This window comes from Candidatus Nitrosotalea sinensis (assembly GCF_900143675.1).
Taxonomy (GTDB): Archaea; Thermoproteota; Nitrososphaeria; order Nitrososphaerales; family Nitrosopumilaceae; genus Nitrosotalea; species Nitrosotalea sinensis.
Genome location: NZ_FRFC01000004.1, coordinates 189,888 through 206,862 on the forward strand (window position 1 = coordinate 189,888; position 16,975 = coordinate 206,862).

Consider the following 16,975-nt stretch of genomic DNA (forward strand, 5'->3'; position numbering starts at 1 on the left):
AAGATCTGCGAACAGTTTGAAAATACAGAATGCTAATACTTAGATTTTAGATCTAGACGGCATGCAAGTAGTTAACTATTTTTAAAACCATGTTCAAGGCATGTGGTTGACAAAGAGTCTAGGAATAATTGGTGGGGGTCAACTTGGAATGATGCTTACAGAAGCAGCAAAAACTATGCCAGAGTACATATCAGATGTAACGGTTCTTGATCCAACTGAGAATTGTCCTGCCTCAAGATCAGGAGCAAAACAAATTGTAGCAGATTTTAAAGACAAAAATGCTATAGTTGAACTAGCACTTCAGTCAGATGTCATAACTTATGAAATAGAATCAGGAGATAGTGAGGTGTTAGAATCATTGCATGGAGAAGTTGCAATAAATCCATCTCCCAGCACACTAAGAGTAATACAAGACAAATATCTGCAAAAAAAATTCTTGAGACAAAATAACATACCAGTGGCAGACTTTGATGTCATAGAATCGCTTGATGATCTGAGGAAAAAAACCGTAATTTTCCAATATCCAGTATTACTAAAAGCAAGACGTGACGCCTATGATGGCAGAGGGAATTTCAAGATAAATGATTCATCCCAGATAGAAGAAGCATACAACAAGTTTGCTGGGAGACAAACAATGATTGAGAAATTTGTAGATTTTAAAATGGAAGTATCAGTGATTGCTGCACGAAATATCCATGGTGAAATTGCAACGTATCCTCTAGTTGAGAACATCCATAGAGAAAACATATTAGAATTCACAATCGCACCTGCACGTGTAGACAACAAAATTGCATCAGAGGCAGACAGGATTGCAAAAAAAACCATGGATGTATTACACGGTGCAGGAGTGTTTGGAATAGAAATGTTTGTGACAAAAGATGAAAAAGTATTGATAAATGAAATTGCTCCAAGAGTACACAATTCAGGACACCACACATTACAATCAAGTGAAACATCGCAGTTTGAACAGCATCTAAGAGCAATACTTGGATTGCCTCTGGGAAGTACAAAGCTAAAACATGCCACAGTGATGTGCAACATACTGGGACCAAAGGATTTCTTTGGAAGATACAAACCAATTACACTTGAACAAACAAACGGAGTTTACCTCAAGATGTACAACAAAGATGAAGCCAAGCCACAGAGAAAACTAGGACATTTCAATGTAGTTGATGAGCAAGACAAAGGAATTGATTTTGTTTTTGAAAAAGCTATAGAAATTAAAAAATCAGTAAAATTCTTAACTTGAGATAAATATTATTTCATTTGTTTTTATCATCTTTCTTCCATCATATGCATTGTTGAAAGAGAATATGACATCTATGAACACATGATTTGCATAATTCTGCTCTTATCAATTGATTCTCTTGTGGGCAATATTTTCATGACGATTTTGTTCTTTTCTACCGAAATTCTAACATTTTCAAATATCGCCTTATACTTTGTAACCTTCTTTCCATCAGAGGTGTTCACATGGTCATGTGGGAGCAACACCCCATCTCGAATTAGTGAGTTTATTTTTCTATAACCCGAAGTTTGCGGGATATTGCTTATTTCTAAGATATCTGAAATTGTTTTTGATTCACCCATAACTGTATTAATGATATTTTTTTTATCTTCATCTCCCAATGATTTTAGCATCATTCTCATCAATCTAGCGTCTTCCAAGGTCATCCACTGTTTTACATGATTTTTTTGTTCCCTCATTGCAACAATCTTGTCCAAAAGATTCTTTTCTACTCCATCAGCATCACCTCCAAAAAACTCTCTAAGAACAGTATCTAGTTTTTCAAAATCCTCAACTGCCTGAGAGAAAGATATGACATATTTTTCAAACAGTCTCTTTTCTATTCGTTCAAATGTGATCTGACCCAAATTATCCCTAACTACCAATTCTAAAGACTTTGCAATGAGTGTATCTAGGCCTGACATTAAAATATCGTGCATTCATGCCTGATAAATTAGAGCGTATGTATCATGATGTAACATAGTTGCTGTTAGCGATCTACAATTTTTCAAAATGAAAAACATGTCCAACTAATCATTACAATCAGAACTGATACTGAAAATAAAATAACCTAACACATATTGAAAAATACACTAAGTGACACATATGATAATGTACTTTTATCAGCTAAATACGATACCGCATTACTGTCTGAAGAAATTAAGGTGTAATATTTCGATACACACAGGAGGCTAAAACCGATCTATAGATATGACTTGTAATATGACAATAGATGCATCAAAGATACTACCTACAAGCATGCAATCTGATATATCACTATCTAGTCATGAAGTTCTATTTGATAAGATTAGAAACGAACTATCAAAATTCGGATTAACGCCTAATCAGTCCAAAGTATTTTTGTACTTGGAAAAATACGGCTCCAGTACAGCTACTCAGGTAAGCAAGGCATTAAAGATTCCAAGAACAGAAACATATCATTTACTAACCAATTTGCAGAACAAGGGAATCATATCTGCTGCTTTTCAACATCCAATAAGATTCACGTCTCTTCCCATGGACAAGGCAATAACCACCCTGATAAATGCAGAAAAAGAGAGGGTCAAGAATCTAGAAACGCAGGAAAAAAAATTAATCGACATGTGGAATGCATTACCAAGATTCAAGACAAACAATGAAGAAGTCAAGGACGGAAAGTTTCAGATGTTACAAGGCACAAACCAAATGACTGGAAAAATAAAAGAAATGCTTTCAGGATCAAAAGAAACTATCCAGGTATTAGCATCAGAAAAAGATTTCATGAAGTTTTATCATGCTGGATATCTTGAAATCATAGAAAATTCCAAATCGGAGGTACAAATTATTTCATCATCATCTGAAAAGACATCATATATTTTTGAAGGCAACCTTATGAGTAAGGTCAAAAAAACACCTATGAAGATTAAAGAAGATTTGTGCTTCATCATAATAGATGAGAAAGAATCCATATTGTTTATGAAAAATACAAATGAGGTATCACAGAATGTTTTGGCCATGTGGACTGATTCGTCTTCAATGGTGTATACATTAAAGTTGTTATTCACATACGTATGGTCAAATTCAAAACATTTCAAAAATGAATAAATTTTGTGTGTAAACAAAGTATTTTCGCATTCCATCATACGTCTGGATGTAATTTAATTTCCATTTTTGGCAGATGGTGTTTTTATAGCAAAAAGCATAAAAAATATTGTGAAACATAAACTAGCATTTGGTGAAAAAGATTCTAAATTCTCAGAGGTATTTGTGAGCTATGTTTCAGACATTGCACTTGAAGTAGAAGCTATAAACTCAAAAAAAATGCAAAACGATATACAGAGTATAAATGAACATATAGATAGAATTAGTCGGGCATTATTAGGAATAGTTGATGCAAGACTGGCTCTTGGAAAAAAATCACAAGATATGCAGAATTAACAAGAATTCAAATAAACTTCAAAACAATTTCAACAAATTAAAAATTATATCTCCATAAAAAACTTGGATTATAAATCCAGCAGCGATGTAAAGTATATACGGCATTCCAGGAGTAACCCATGTCTCTTTTTCATTACAAAATGACATATGTTCAACATGTTTCAAGGAAAAATCAAGGTGTTTTTTCCCATCAATCACAGTCTCTAATGAGAAACTATGTTTTGGATTTTTTGCTTTATATCCAATAAAAATGGCAAGTATTTTTTTCATCCTAGTTTCATCAATGTCTTTGAAGATGTTTTCTTTTCTTGTAATAGAAATAATATTTCTAGACAAATTTACAAAAAGTGAGGCAACTGACAATATGGCAGCATTTGTAAGGATAGTAAACGGAGTGAGCTGAGCTGTTGTGATAGTAAACATCGGAGCTAGACTTGCAAGTACGACAAGACAAAGAGCATCCGCACCCCCAAACATTCCAAGTCTCCACAACAAAAGAGCAACAGGAGCAATGATCAGAGACATCCCTACAACTTTGAGAGAAAACAAAATATCGGGGCTAAATACCACCAGAAGAATAGACACTCCTGAAAAAGCAATCCATAACATGTCATTAATTTCACGTTTTTTCAGATCAAGAAAAGACGCCAATCCAAGCATGGTAAAGGCTGCAATCATTCGGACTATATTTACAACAGAGAGACCGTCAAACATCACATTTCACTCAAATGGGAAATGTACCACTTTTAGTTTCCAAAAGGAGTAGATCAGTCTTATATTGTAGAAATCCAATGGGTTTTTTATGAGACTCTTTTATGCATGGCACAACCCAGAAACCAAGAGGTACGTTCCATACTATTCCATAGTATTGATTGCATGTGTGACTGTTGTGGTTCTGACCATGTTTCAAGTCATACACCAGACTCCATTACAAAATGCAGCCACGTTTTTTGAGGGGTTTTTTTCATTGTTTATGTTAGTACGCAATGAAAAAGTAGGTAATGCATTTTTAACGCATATGGCATCCATAAGATTGGCTTCCAAATTTTAATTCTGACCTCTTTCTGTCATTCTTTCTTTTAGATCACCAAATCTTTCTTGTAGGTTTATTTTTTTGGAAATACTTTCAAACATTTCCTTTTTCTTAAAGATCAATATTCCTACACCTGCAATTACAGGGATAATTAAAAATATAGGATTAATTCCAAATAATGAAACATTATTTTGTGTAGGTTGTGGATCACTTGTTGTAAGCGGTGCATTCACAGTGACATCTTTAACAACATGTGTGGTTTGATATTCGCCACCCAGCACTGATGCATCAATATGGATTTTTCCAGGAGTATTGGCTTCCATTGTAATTTTTGCTTTGCCCTCATCATCAGTTACAGAATTCATGTTTGTGATTTTTGCCCCATCTACTTTCCAGTCTACTGCTAGACCTTTTAGTGGAAGTTGTTTGTATGAGGCAGTAATTTCTGCAGAGAGTGGCACGTTAGATTCTGCAAAATCAGCAGATGCAATATTTACATCAGGTACGACACTCACAGCATTTATTGTGAATTTAGACAATGGAATTTCATCAGCAAGCATTGCAATTTCAGACTGGCCATCACTTTTTGCTTCAACATCAAAGGTTGTAAAATACGAACCAGTATTGATTTTCACACTATCTGGAAATTGAATAACAGATTGATTACTTGAAACAAATTTAACATCAATGTCATGGTTTGCAAATGTTGGTATTTGTTGTCCATCAAGAAGTTCAATCGATATAGTACTCTTCAATCCTGCAGTTAGTTTATCTGGATAAACCATTGATATGGATTTTGCATTCATAGAGATTCCTTCTGTGCTAAAAGTTGTGGAATATGTAGGAGTTGTAACTGAAAATATTTGTAGACCATCCTTGTTCAACGTAGCACTAGATACCAACACAGGCTGGGTTGTAATCATGGATAGTTTGTCAGTCAAGATAGAATCCACAGGAGAGACAGATATATCAAAATCATTAGGAGGTGTATCTAGTGAGTCACTTTTTGTCATAAAAAATGCGAGGGGAAACGCACTATGTGTAAGCACTTTGGGCAATAGTGGCTGGGCATTTAACATGTCACTACTAGTGACAGTACTTGTAACTGTAGGTACTACCGATTGAGGATTATCAGTTACAACATTGAGTGTGACTGGATTAACAACTGTTCCAACTTGGCCAAATACCAGAGCAGATTGAGAGCCTCGATTCATTTGTACATTAGATATAGACACTACAGAAGGATCAGATGAATCAATACGCACTGGTAGATCTGTTTTTGCAAGTAACACGTTACCAAAAGTATCTTCAAGATGAACAACTCCTATCAATTCCTTTTGTCCAGTAGCAAGAATTGGCAAAGCATCTAGCCTTGCAGATTTTGTATCAAGCATTATGTTGGTAGCATTTGTAGTAATTTCTGCAGGAGCGGACACTAGATTTCCCTTTGCAGATATAGTGACATTAAATTTACCTGTAGTCCCAGCAGATACTTCAATTGGAATGTATGCCCAGTATGAGCCTTGTTTTATTACCATTTGTTCATTTACTTGGAATAACGGACTTTGTTTACTAGTGTTAATAGTTCCTATACCAGTGGCATTTGTAACTTGAACAGTTACAGGAATATCACTTGTTGCAACTATTGGATTTCCAGATGAATCATGTAATTGAGTGATAACATAGGCTGTTGCAGACTTGTATGCACTTATTTTACTTGGATATACATAAGCCTGAATGGTGTTTTGTGAATTTACATTTTTTACTGTGACTTGGGTTGATACTTCTTGCATTGAAGGCGAGGATGCATATATCAGAGCAGAGCCTGGGCCATCTATAATGAATTGTCCTGTTGCATAATATTGGCCGCTTTTGATTATAATTTGAGAATCAACCGGGTTTACAATCTTGCTGTCAGATGTAGTTATCGATACTGGCATGTCTGATGCTACAGGAGTTGGAATACCATCGCTGTTAACACTTTCAACTGCTACATATCCATGCACAGGACCGTTTGTAGCAAATGTTGATGGAGTAGTTTTGATAAGAAGATTTGTAACAACATTAGAGTTTTTAAATACAGTAAGATCAAATTCGGTTGATGAAAATCCTGGTGCGGCAAGTGCAATTTTTGCATCACCCGGTTTTATTGCATTTATTTTTATTTTAGACATCATGTGTCCATCAGCAGAAGTAATTTCTGCAATTTGAATTATGGATGGGTCTGATGATGTAGCAACTAGTTTGTCAATTGAGATGCCATCGGTTTTAGAATAAACCTCTATAATGCCTTGAGTATCTTCCATGATTTTGCCAGGTAATAGGGTCACTCCAAGTTCAGGCGTATCAGCATAGACGCATATGGGAAATACCAATGCAATAGATAGAATAAGTATCAGCAGATATCTCAAATCAGCAGATCTGGCTCTAGATACAATATAAGAGACGGTATGACTTTTTTAGTGACATACTCTCATGTGGATGATGCAGGTTTGAGGATTGAACCTATGTTGATAACATGAAGCTGAATCATCCCAATTGAGGCCATTGTGATTACAGTGAGTAACAATGAGAACATAAAGCCACCAGAATACGCACCTTTTGTTATCTTGCCAATAAAAAGACCTGCAAGCCATGCTTGTGCTACAACTGCAATAGAGACTACCTCAAGCAGTGAATTAGGTGCAGTATTTTGTTGTGCGTTATTTGTGTGAACAACATCTTTTCCCTGGTTTATCTCTGCAAAAGAATCTATTGTAAGCAATGTTGTGAATCCCGTAATTACTATTAGCATGAATCCAACGATAACATATGGTTGTAACATGTCACGCTTGTTTTTTGCAATGTTGTGAATTTTTTCACTTGCATCAGCTAGTGAATCAAGTGTATTTACATTTCCCCCACCTGAGGAAATTATTTCAAATAAAATTCTGAAACTAACAAGAACTTGGAAATTTTTCATCTCTTTTTGTAATGTCTCAAAGATATTAGACATTGGAATTCCCCATTCCAGTTTGTTTGCTATTGTGTTTGCCACAATGTTAAATGATTTGAAGTCCTTTCTTTTGCATGCATGTATGATGCATTTCTCAGGACCCATTCCGGCTTTTCGTGCCTCTGTAATGTCTCGTAAAATTTGTGGAGTTGCAGATTCTGCATGAATGTTTATAGTGTAGATCTTTTGGAATTTTAATGCAGGCCATAATGAAGCAATTACAAGTGCGATACCTAGAATGTATGCATTTGCATGAAAGTTTGAAAGAACATTACTTGCAATCAATACTATTACAACAATAAAAGGCGGCAGACAAAACTTTAATAATTTTTTTAATTCGATTTCTGGAATATTTGAGGTATTCATCTTTTGTACAATCTTCATGAATGCAATTGATATTATTGGAGAGAAGATTAACAACAAATAGGGAGGATCAGATTGTGTCTGGTCACCTGAACTAGTAAGCGGGTTTGAGCCTATAGCAGCTACTAAAATGAATACTGCCAATATGACTATCTGCATAGTTAACCAACCATGGACTACACCACTAAGCTTTTCAACAGATTGTTTTTCAAGATTTTCTAGTCTATCATATGAGCTTGACATTTTGCTCTTGAGATAATTGACTACATTACCTCCACTTTGAATAGCAGACACATATCCATTTAGGAATTCGCCTAATGCTCTAGAAGATGGCTTGTCTTTTGCCTGGCTTAGTGCCGTTAGTGGATCCACTCCAAGCATATCGATTTTTTTTAAAATTTTGATTGTTTCTGTTTGAATGACAGGAAGAAGATTAATGTCTTTGATTTTTTGTAAAATGGTATATGGTCCAAACCCGCTTGATGCAAGAAGTGACATTATTGTAATAAAGTATGGAAGTTCGCGTTCTATCTTTTTGTTCTGTTTTTTTTCATAATCAGCCTGATCAAGTTTTTTCAGCGAGAGCATCCAGTCATATACCTCCCATCTCCATTTTTTGCATTAGCGATTCAGGGTCTCTATAATATTTACCTACAACTTCGGCTACTTTTTTGTAGTTTCGAATATCGTTTTCAAGCATCCATTTTAGAATTTTAATTCGCTTTTGGTGTTCTACAAGTAATTCGTTTAGATCACGCCCTGTTGCATCAGCTATTCTTTTGAATAAAACACTATCTTTTAGATCATCATCAAAATTATCAGTCTTAGGATTCCAAGAAAATGCTGCGTGTGATGAGCTTGCAGAAATTATCTCAGATACGGCAATTGCACGTCTACTACTTTGTCCGGTAGAGCTTTCCTTGACTCGTTTGATTACAACTGCACAGTTCATTAATGAAATGTATGCAGGAGGAATATCCATTGGTTTTTGTTGTAATCTTTTTGTAGCAGACTCTAGTCCATCTGCATGCATAGTACACAAACCACCGTGACCTGTTGCCATGGCCTGGAACATGACATAAGCCTCAGAGCCTCTAATTTCTCCTACAATGATATAGTCAGGTCTGTGTCTTACACCGGCTTTTATGAGATCATACATGCCTATTTCACCTTCACCGCTAAGACCAAAGCCGCTTCTTGAGACCAGCGTAAACCAGTTTTCATGATTTATGTTGATTTCAGCAACATCTTCAACTGAGAAAATTTTGTAATCAGGATGAACAAGACCAGTGATTGCATTAAGTACTGTAGTCTTACCGCTACCTGTTGAACCAATTATGATAAATGACATTTTGGATTCAACAAGCATCCAAAGATATGCTGCAATTGACATGTTTATTGTGCCAAATTTTATTAAATCAATTACAGTGTACGGGTCTTCTTTGAACTTTCTTATTGTAAAACTTGTTCCTTTTGGTGTTACTTCTTTTTGATAAAGAACTGAAATTCTATGGTTTCCTTGCAGTGCCAAGTCAGAGATTGGAAAAGCAGAGCTGATGTGTTTTCCTGCTCGAAATACAATTCTTGATACAAAAGAATTTAGGTTTTCATTTGAGGGGTATCTGATGTTAGTAGGAATGCTGTCATAGTTTCGATGCCATACAAATATGGGTTTTTCAGTTCCACTGCAACTAATATCTTCTATGCTAACATCATGCATTAGCGGATCAATTAGTCCAAATCCAAGCACATCACGCTTTAGATAATACTTGACTTTTTCCATGCTTGTACTGGAATGGTTTAAGAATAGTTTTTCATTTTCTTTCAAAATTACATTAAGATAGTCTTCAAAATTTTGGTCACTTTTTGTTTTTGATGGAGATTCAAGACTTTCTTCAATTAATCGGTACAACTTTTCAAAGATTGCCTTTTCTTCATAGTTAAGTTTTAGTTCATCGATGAAATAAAGATATGATGATTTCTCTACATTATACAAGATATTTGCATAGCTAAATGGTGGATCCAGTGGATATTTTTTTACAAGCTCAAATCCTTGCGGGATTTGATTTTGTCCCTCATCAACAAGGTTACTTGCAAGAAAACCTTCAATTTCTTTTGTTTTTGATTTATCTTTCATTTTTTATTCACCAAAAATAAAAAGAAGAAAAGAGGGGCATTTTTAGCCTCCTATTTAGACTCTACAGTTACCGATTGCGGTGCACCTACATTGCCAGCATATACTGCTACACTGCTTTGTGAACCTGCATCTACAGTACTCAGTATGCCAGATGGTACTTGGAAGTACACTATTGCTCTATCACCTGGTTTCAATGATATTGGACCAGTTGCTTTTGACAGACACATATTTGAACCACTATTTGGTGCAAACTCATTGATGGTGATCACGCCAGTACCGCTACATGTACCAGAACCTCCAGTTGAAAGATTCTTCAAATAGCCGGTACTATTTGTACCAGGATATTGTAGTTGGGATTGGAAGTTTGTAGTAGTTACTCTTGTTGAGTTATTGTCGTAATACCAGCTTGCAAATGGCACCTGATTACCTCTTACATTAATCTGGTCTACTGACAAAATCTTGTCACCACTGTTTCTGACTTCTGCAGCACCATACACATATGTACTTCCTGGGCTGCTTGAAGAGTCCACCCATACATGAACACCCTGAGTAGCAACACCCGCAGATTGGGCACCTGTTTGGAAAAGAGAAGTACCATACAGTACAACACCTGTTCCAAGAACAACTGATGCGACCAAGATGATCAATGTCGTGAGTACGGCACTGATTGCCTTTCTGTTCTTTGGTTTAGAGAACATATTCATTATTACCAAAAATGACTATGTGGGTTATCTGATCTAGTATGTATTGTCAAATTACATATCATCAGAAGAGACAGTCTTGTAGGCAGTAATGAATTTGGCCACAAGTTGTTTTAGATCAGAAGAACCACGTACACTGTTGCGAAATCGTTTTGAAGTAGATTTTGAGACCCCAATTGCAATAAGTGATATGCCAGAAACATCTAGTTTTTTTGTAATTTTAGTCAAATGTTGATTTATTCTTTCATATCCAGAAGAATGGCCATCAGTTATGACAAAAATATATTTTCTTTCTCTAGGGTCATTTACCAGAATTCTACGTGTTAGCTCCAGTGCATCAGGTAGTAAAGACAGACCATTGTTTTCAAGTGAACCTATGCGTGCCTGTACCTCATGATCATATTTTTCTTTAAAATCTTTCAAGATTTGAAAATTATTATCAAAACTAAACAGTGCCCATGCATCAGATTTTCCTGCAAGATCATTTGCAGATTCTGATACGCATATTGTAAATTCCTTAACTTGATCAAATCTCAGGCTCATGCTGGCACTTTTGTCTATTAGAATTGCCCATGCCTCCTCAACTCTTTTGATTTCATCACGTTCAAAGATATCCGTAGTCTGTCCTTCTGAGGCTATTGCTTGAATTGCCATTTGCATGTTCAAATATCCAATTTGATCAATTCGTGGTTCATCCACAAGATTTGCTACCATGCGCAGTTGTTGACGAATTCTTTTCAATAGAGGTGATGCTTTTTCTTTTAGTTGAATGTAATTATGAAAATTCCCTGGCGGAATCACGATAGAATCGAAATTGAGATCTTTCAGATATTTTCCATATGTTTTGAGTAGTTTTGATTTTAGTTGTTCATCAGCCAACCACAACATATCAAGATGTTCAATATTTTCATTAAACACTCCAAACGGTTCAAAATCAGGGCTTTTTTGTTCGGGTTTGAACAAAGATTTCAAACCACGACATTCACAATATGGAGGAGTGTATCTAGGCAACAAATCTCTGTTTTTATATAACAAATCCGCAATAGAAATAACGCTACTTTGTGTATTCATCAAATTTGTTCGTATATTTTCAATTTTTTTCTCCCTATCAAGACTTGATATTTTCAAATTTTTATCAGACTCGTACAAGCCTTCTTGAATTTTTTGTACAAATTTAAGATGGATCATTTTCATATTCTCAAATATTTCAGGGTTAGTGTGAGATATGTATCGGTCTACTGATACGTCTTCGATAAAATCAATTACTTGAAAACACACATCTTTTGTCTTGTGTTTGACCCACTGATCATATACAGAATATTTTGATACACATACATGTGAAGCAAGATGATAAAGCGTTGCAAAAAATACGCACCAAAGATTTTTCCTACCATTGTGATTGTTATCAAACATCATTCCTTCAAACAGATATTTGTTATCATATTTTTGTGGCAGAGGTATGACAAGTTTTAGTTTAGAACCAAACTTCATTATTGGAAATTGAGTTTTTTTTGAGAATGTAATGTCAATATCACCTGGTTTAGTTTGTGAAAAGGTGTGAAAGATATTCTCCACATATTCTAAAAAACTTGGTACCTTGTCTTTTATCATATTCCAGCTATTTTTCGAACTATTTTTCTTACCACATCCTGAATCTCGACATCATCGCTGGTAAGTGAGATTATGGTTTCTTCTGCTGCATCAATTAGTGCAGTACCATCTGAGATCAACATTGCCCAGTTTAGTAGGTCGCCGATTGATGGCCCATAAGGAAGATCACCTGTTTTGTATTGCTTGCGTAATTCTGCTCCAACTTTGACCAATATTTCGGCATCTTGCCTGCTTAGATTACTAGTTTTTTTCATTAGCAAATCGATTTCTTTATCATCAATTTTTGGACCCACACTCATATAGTCAAAATTCAACCACACACTCATTCTTCGCCTCATTGCAGCATTGATTGGCTTTGTACCTGCAAATTCAGAAGATACTGGATTCATGCTAATTATCAAAAAGGCATCCTTGTGCCTCTGAATTATTTCATTGTCTTTTTCTGTTAATACCATGTGACCTCTTTGATCCAAGATAGGATTGAGCCTTGTTGCAATATCTTGTTTCATCATGTTAGCTTCATCCAGATACAATATTCCCCCATATCTTGACCAAGAAGTTATCAATCCGTCTATCCAGTTCTCTTTTCCCAATCCCACATATCTACCAAAAAGATCAAACACAGAGGTCTGCAAACCACAATTTATTTCCCAGAGTGGAAGACCTGCAAGCTCTGCAACAAGATATACAATGTGTGTCTTTCCTGTTCCGCTAGGTCCAATTAATGCACATTGTTTGAAAAATGCCAGGGCACGAGCAATTCTTTCGACATATTTTTCTCCGTTGTCAAGATATGGAGGCGTATCTTTTGGTATGAGTTCAGAAATTTCAGGTGAAAATGAAAATGCTTCTGGTGTAAGATATTTTTTGATATCATAGTTTTTTGACAAGGCATGTGTAGTTCTTTTTAATTTGGAAACATGAATGTTTAGAGTAAAGTTGTCATTATTTATCTTTGAAGTAGTGACTTCTTTTGTTCTCTGACCTATAGAATTTTCCATATTCTTGGATTCAATGTGCCTCATGTATTACTTAAGCATGTAATGTGTATCATGATACTACATGCAGGCGGTTAAGTTGCATAATATTTTCTTACAAGCATTGAATCCTAAGATAGAAATCACTTCGACATCATTTTCAAAACTAAAAAACGACAATTCATTTTCAAAATATAACATAGAGGCATCTCTTGATGAGGTAGAAAGCAGAGATTCAGAGGTAGTCCTAAAATACAAGCTTGTCTTTTTGTCAAACCCTACAAACTCAAAGATACAAGTAGAAGGATTGACAACACTTTATGGAGACCAGTCTGCCATATCTGCACAACTTGGCCCTGATGAGCAAAACATACCTATAGTTCTAGGTTTGATATATCAGGAAATCTTTCCATTGTTGTTTATTACATCAAAAAGTATGCATATACCATGTCCTGCATATAAATTAGCACAAATGACAGCACAACCATCATCAACTAAGACTGCATCAGATCAAATCCCGAAATCAGCAGATGTAAAAACAGTCGAATTATCGGATAATGAAAATACCATTGAAGAACAGATAGAGACTGAATCTACACTCAAAGAACAAGTCATTGAACAGCAAATGTAAGTATGTAAAAAAGACATACACACCGATAATATCTATTTTTGATGAACAAAACAAGAGGCAATGAGAAAAGTAAGATCATCGCATAGAGGTCTGAGTACTATAGTCACAGCTGGCATAATGCTTAGTGCAGTAGCAGTTTTGGGAAGTGCTGTAGTAACCTGGTCAAATGGAAATCTCAAGGCATACGAAATATCCCTATCCAATGCGGCAGCAAACAATACAAACAAAATTAATGAAAACTTGTCAATAGAAAATATTGCATTTTGTACTAATTGTTCGGGCAATAATGCAAAAAAGGTAATCAATGTTACATTGACCAACACAGGTGCTACAAGCCTAAAGATAACTCAAATTCAGGTAAACAATACTCTGATAACACAGTATTACAGTTCTAGTTCTAGCCTCCCAACAAACATACTATCTCAAAAGTCATACACAGTATCAGCACAACTTGCAACAGGTACTTGGAACAAGGGAAGTGTGAATACCATCACTGTTACAACTGCAAGAGGTTCCACATATACAACACAGGCGGCACCATGATGAAAACTCGTAGAGGTTTAAGCACGGTAGTTGGCACAGTATTTGCAATAATTGCATTGACTACAACGATAACTTATGTAACATACAGTATGAATACTTTGGACAAATATAACCAGTCATCTTTAATGAAAAATCAGCAGTTAACAGATTTTGATAAAGAAAAATTCCAGATTTCTAGTGTGACAGTTCCAAATAACAAATTCAATATAACAGTCTCAAACAGTGGAAGTCTTCCAATTACATTTACAAAAATATGGATTCAAAATACAACTACAACTGATTGGATTAACAGCTATACGCCAATAAATAATTTTGTTGTTCCAGGCGGAATGTTGAAAAACATAGGACAAAACATACCAGTTACCATCAATTCTGCAAATTCATACAATGTAAAATTGGTAACATCGAGAGGAAACACACAGCAATTTACAATGAATTCACCTAATACAGCTCCATTGAATATTCAATTACTATCAATTCCAAGCAATGTAGATGTTGGCTTTAATTCAACACTTGTTATGGTAATAACGAATAATGGATCAAACACACTGACTAATATAATTCCAAATACACCAATTCAGACGGCAGGTTTTGCTACATGTTCTCTAGGCAATGTAGTTCCTACTAAATATGATACTTTACCCCCTGGTAGCACAGCGATATTCAAATGGGATGTAATAGTAAAGACAGGATCCGATTCTCAGTCATGTACTTTCACGGCATCGCCGCCACTTCAAAATGGCTATACTAGACAGAGTGTATCTGCAAAAGTAACTATAACAGTGATAACATTCACCCAAACTTTGTTGGCTAAAAATACAGGAATACTTACCTTAGATTATACTTCTTTCCGATGGACCCAAGATGCTGCACCTTACGCTGGCGCGTGGCAAACAGGATGGAGTTTTCCCAGTAGCCCACACACCGTATTCGCAGTGAATGTAACAAATAACAATGCAACTAGTGATTTCTACGTATCAGCAAATTCGCAGGTTTTCTACAGAGGAACTAGTAGTTCAAATACTAACTCATTTTGGCTTGTAAATGGTACTAGTGGTACAAGTCAAGCACCTTCCTTCCCACTTAAACAATATACTTGTGGGGGTCAAAATGATTTTTGTACAAAAATTCCTGCTGGAAGAACAGCGGTATTATACTTTGGTGCTGGTGCACTTCAAGGAGGCAATGGTAAACCAACTCAACATCTTAATCAGGCAGATACTTATTTTACAGTCATGCTTCTATACGGGAAATATTCAGACAGTCAAACTAATAGCGGATCACAGTATTCTCAAAGTTTACCATACCTGGCATGGATTGGCACCTAGTAGAGGATCACATACAAACAATCCCATTTTTTGACAAACAACATATTGTCTCAATAGGTTAAAAATAGAACATCTTTTGAGATATTTTATGTCAAATTTAGCAACTAGACATTTTGTGTAATATTAAATTACATACACATCTTATTTATACAAAAAGACAAATTTTTTACATGTCTGCTCCTGACAATGCCAGTCCAGACGACCTAGCTTCTGCAGTAAAGGCAATGGATGACCTAGTAGAAGAGGCCATCCAGATATACGAGTTAGACAAGGAAAAAACCAACATTACAGATGAGTTGTACAACTCGCTCAAAGTAATAACAAATTATCTTGGATTTTCTATTGATGTAGACCCACAGATTCTAAACTTGCCACAGGATATAAGAATAATACTGATGCCATCACTAGATTTGCTCATAATAAAACCTAATTTCAAATCAGAGCAAAAGAGATTAGACCAGTTAAACCTAGATGAAATATCAAACATATTAAAGTTTATCATTCCTAACATCATAAACATGGCAAGATCAGATAGAATTCTAAAGAGTCAAAAGGTTTCATTTATGCGCGAAGCTACAAAGAGACTAAAACGATTACCTGGTTCTAACGTAGAAGATATGATTGTAACAGACACCGCATTACAAGTGGATGGAATTTAAAAATGAGAGAAGTCAAATATTTACGTACAATTTCTGAATTACAGTCATTCATTGAAAACGATTTACAAGCACATAAGAAAAAATCATCCGAGTATTCAGAGGCAATAGGTGAGAAATTACGCTCTGAAAATACTGCAAGTGACTCTGCAGAAATGGCAGAACTAAAAGAAAAACTTGATGGCCCAACAGACCCAAAAAAGAAAAAACCAATCAAGAAAAAAGATCAAAAAACAAACTGGTATGATTTTAACAACATCTCAATATATGACGGAATTGGTACAAAAGGAGAATTAGAGATTTATTTCAAGGCCTTGGAGGAGATCAAAGCAAGGATAGAGAAACTCGAAAAGATCAAAACTACTGTTGACGACATGATTGAAAAAGGAGTAAAAAAGGATCTAGGTTGCATTATTTTCTTAACTCAGGACTTGAATCTGCAGATTGCATTCATAAAACCACGACAATCCAAGACTAGATTTTCATACAAATCGATCGCGAGTATGCCAGTGGAGATTTACCATTGAAATCAAAATATATCATTATAAGCAAAAATGATTATAATATATCACATAA

General features: G+C 35.4%; 17 protein-coding genes. 9 read left to right on the forward strand and 8 right to left on the reverse strand.

The genetic code is table 11. From position 1 onward, the window contains the following. Positions 1-106: 106 nt before the first annotated feature. A complete protein-coding gene (locus NSIN_RS06985) occupies positions 107-1,249 on the forward strand; it encodes a 5-(carboxyamino)imidazole ribonucleotide synthase (RefSeq protein WP_177346298.1) in 1,143 nt (380 codons plus the stop codon). A gap of 71 nt (positions 1,250-1,320) precedes the next feature. On the opposite strand, the gene NSIN_RS06990 is transcribed toward NSIN_RS06985, so the two are convergent. Next, a complete protein-coding gene (locus NSIN_RS06990; RefSeq protein WP_101010478.1) occupies positions 1,321-1,932 on the reverse strand; it encodes a transcriptional regulator in 612 nt (203 codons plus the stop codon). A 298-nt stretch (positions 1,933-2,230) separates the two neighbouring features. Between NSIN_RS06990 and NSIN_RS06995 the strand changes: the two genes are divergently transcribed. Continuing rightward, positions 2,231-3,091 carry a TrmB family transcriptional regulator gene (locus tag NSIN_RS06995; RefSeq protein WP_165775280.1) on the forward strand — a complete coding sequence of 287 codons (861 nt, stop codon included), beginning with the start codon at positions 2,231-2,233 and terminating at the stop codon, positions 3,089-3,091. Positions 3,092-3,199: 108 nt separating this feature from the next. Next, positions 3,200-3,424, forward strand: a complete 225-nt coding sequence (locus tag NSIN_RS07000) for a hypothetical protein (RefSeq protein ID WP_133124106.1) — start codon at positions 3,200-3,202, stop codon at positions 3,422-3,424. Positions 3,425-3,442: 18 nt separating this feature from the next. Here the strand turns inward: NSIN_RS07000 and NSIN_RS07005 are convergent, their stop codons facing one another. Continuing rightward, a complete protein-coding gene (locus NSIN_RS07005) occupies positions 3,443-4,138 on the reverse strand; it encodes an A24 family peptidase C-terminal domain-containing protein (protein WP_101010481.1) in 696 nt (231 codons plus the stop codon). A gap of 88 nt (positions 4,139-4,226) precedes the next feature. Between NSIN_RS07005 and NSIN_RS07010 the strand changes: the two genes are divergently transcribed. Next, on the forward strand, positions 4,227-4,475 hold the full coding sequence (locus tag NSIN_RS07010; RefSeq protein ID WP_101010482.1) for a hypothetical protein: 249 nt from the start codon (positions 4,227-4,229) through the stop codon (positions 4,473-4,475). Here the strand turns inward: NSIN_RS07010 and NSIN_RS07015 are convergent. The 6 genes from NSIN_RS07015 to NSIN_RS07040 all read right to left on the reverse strand — a co-directional run bounded on the left by NSIN_RS07015 (position 4,472) and on the right by NSIN_RS07040 (position 13,265). Next, a complete protein-coding gene (locus NSIN_RS07015; RefSeq protein ID WP_101010483.1) occupies positions 4,472-6,868 on the reverse strand; it encodes a hypothetical protein in 2,397 nt (798 codons plus the stop codon). The genes NSIN_RS07010 and NSIN_RS07015 overlap by 4 nt on opposite strands. 62 nt (positions 6,869-6,930) lie before the next feature. After that, positions 6,931-8,403, reverse strand: coding sequence for a type II secretion system F family protein (locus NSIN_RS07020; RefSeq protein ID WP_101010484.1), 1,473 nt, complete (start codon positions 8,401-8,403; stop codon positions 6,931-6,933). Between the two features lie 4 nt (positions 8,404-8,407). Continuing rightward, positions 8,408-9,952: a type II/IV secretion system ATPase subunit gene (locus tag NSIN_RS07025; protein WP_101010485.1), complete on the reverse strand. Its 1,545-nt coding sequence runs from the start codon at positions 9,950-9,952 to the stop codon at positions 8,408-8,410. A gap of 50 nt (positions 9,953-10,002) precedes the next feature. Further along, positions 10,003-10,650, reverse strand: coding sequence for a hypothetical protein (locus NSIN_RS07030; protein ID WP_245871938.1), 648 nt, complete (start codon positions 10,648-10,650; stop codon positions 10,003-10,005). Between the two features lie 57 nt (positions 10,651-10,707). Continuing rightward, a complete protein-coding gene (locus NSIN_RS07035; protein ID WP_101010487.1) occupies positions 10,708-12,264 on the reverse strand; it encodes a vWA domain-containing protein in 1,557 nt (518 codons plus the stop codon). Further along, positions 12,261-13,265, reverse strand: coding sequence for an AAA family ATPase (locus NSIN_RS07040; RefSeq protein WP_101010488.1), 1,005 nt, complete (start codon positions 13,263-13,265; stop codon positions 12,261-12,263). The genes NSIN_RS07035 and NSIN_RS07040 overlap by 4 nt, the downstream gene beginning before the upstream one ends. A gap of 76 nt (positions 13,266-13,341) precedes the next feature. Here NSIN_RS07040 and NSIN_RS07045 point away from each other — a divergent pair, with 76 nt between their 5' ends. From NSIN_RS07045 to NSIN_RS07065, 5 genes are all read left to right on the forward strand, one after another. Continuing rightward, entirely contained in the window at positions 13,342-13,872 is a 531-nt protein-coding gene (locus NSIN_RS07045) for a hypothetical protein (RefSeq protein ID WP_133124107.1), read from the forward strand. Positions 13,873-13,932: 60 nt separating this feature from the next. Further along, a complete protein-coding gene (locus NSIN_RS07050; RefSeq protein WP_101010490.1) occupies positions 13,933-14,415 on the forward strand; it encodes a hypothetical protein in 483 nt (160 codons plus the stop codon). Then, entirely contained in the window at positions 14,412-15,743 is a 1,332-nt protein-coding gene (locus NSIN_RS07055; RefSeq protein ID WP_133124108.1) for a hypothetical protein, read from the forward strand. The genes NSIN_RS07050 and NSIN_RS07055 overlap by 4 nt, the downstream gene beginning before the upstream one ends. Before the next feature lie 170 nt (positions 15,744-15,913). Next, complete coding sequence (locus NSIN_RS07060) at positions 15,914-16,402, forward strand: hypothetical protein (RefSeq protein WP_101010492.1); 489 nt, start codon at positions 15,914-15,916, stop codon at positions 16,400-16,402. Between the two features lie 2 nt (positions 16,403-16,404). Next, positions 16,405-16,926, forward strand: coding sequence for a hypothetical protein (locus NSIN_RS07065; protein WP_101010493.1), 522 nt, complete (start codon positions 16,405-16,407; stop codon positions 16,924-16,926). Positions 16,927-16,975: the final 49 nt, after the last annotated feature.

Coding starts and splice junctions, on each gene's coding strand:
- NSIN_RS06990 (WP_101010478.1), bottom strand. CDS start 1,932: ATGTCAGGCCTAGATACACTCATTGCAAAGTCTTTAGAATTGGTAGTT.
- NSIN_RS06995 (WP_165775280.1), top strand. CDS start 2,231: ATGACAATAGATGCATCAAAGATACTACCTACAAGCATGCAATCTGAT.
- NSIN_RS07005 (WP_101010481.1), bottom strand. CDS start 4,138: ATGTTTGACGGTCTCTCTGTTGTAAATATAGTCCGAATGATTGCAGCC.
- NSIN_RS07010 (WP_101010482.1), top strand. CDS start 4,227: ATGAGACTCTTTTATGCATGGCACAACCCAGAAACCAAGAGGTACGTT.
- NSIN_RS07020 (WP_101010484.1), bottom strand. CDS start 8,403: ATGCTCTCGCTGAAAAAACTTGATCAGGCTGATTATGAAAAAAAACAG.
- NSIN_RS07025 (WP_101010485.1), bottom strand. CDS start 9,952: ATGAAAGATAAATCAAAAACAAAAGAAATTGAAGGTTTTCTTGCAAGT.
- NSIN_RS07030 (WP_245871938.1), bottom strand. CDS start 10,650: ATGTTCTCTAAACCAAAGAACAGAAAGGCAATCAGTGCCGTACTCACG.
- NSIN_RS07035 (WP_101010487.1), bottom strand. CDS start 12,264: ATGATAAAAGACAAGGTACCAAGTTTTTTAGAATATGTGGAGAATATC.
- NSIN_RS07040 (WP_101010488.1), bottom strand. CDS start 13,265: ATGGAAAATTCTATAGGTCAGAGAACAAAAGAAGTCACTACTTCAAAG.
- NSIN_RS07050 (WP_101010490.1), top strand. CDS start 13,933: ATGAGAAAAGTAAGATCATCGCATAGAGGTCTGAGTACTATAGTCACA.
- NSIN_RS07055 (WP_133124108.1), top strand. CDS start 14,412: ATGATGAAAACTCGTAGAGGTTTAAGCACGGTAGTTGGCACAGTATTT.
- NSIN_RS07060 (WP_101010492.1), top strand. CDS start 15,914: ATGTCTGCTCCTGACAATGCCAGTCCAGACGACCTAGCTTCTGCAGTA.
- NSIN_RS07065 (WP_101010493.1), top strand. CDS start 16,405: ATGAGAGAAGTCAAATATTTACGTACAATTTCTGAATTACAGTCATTC.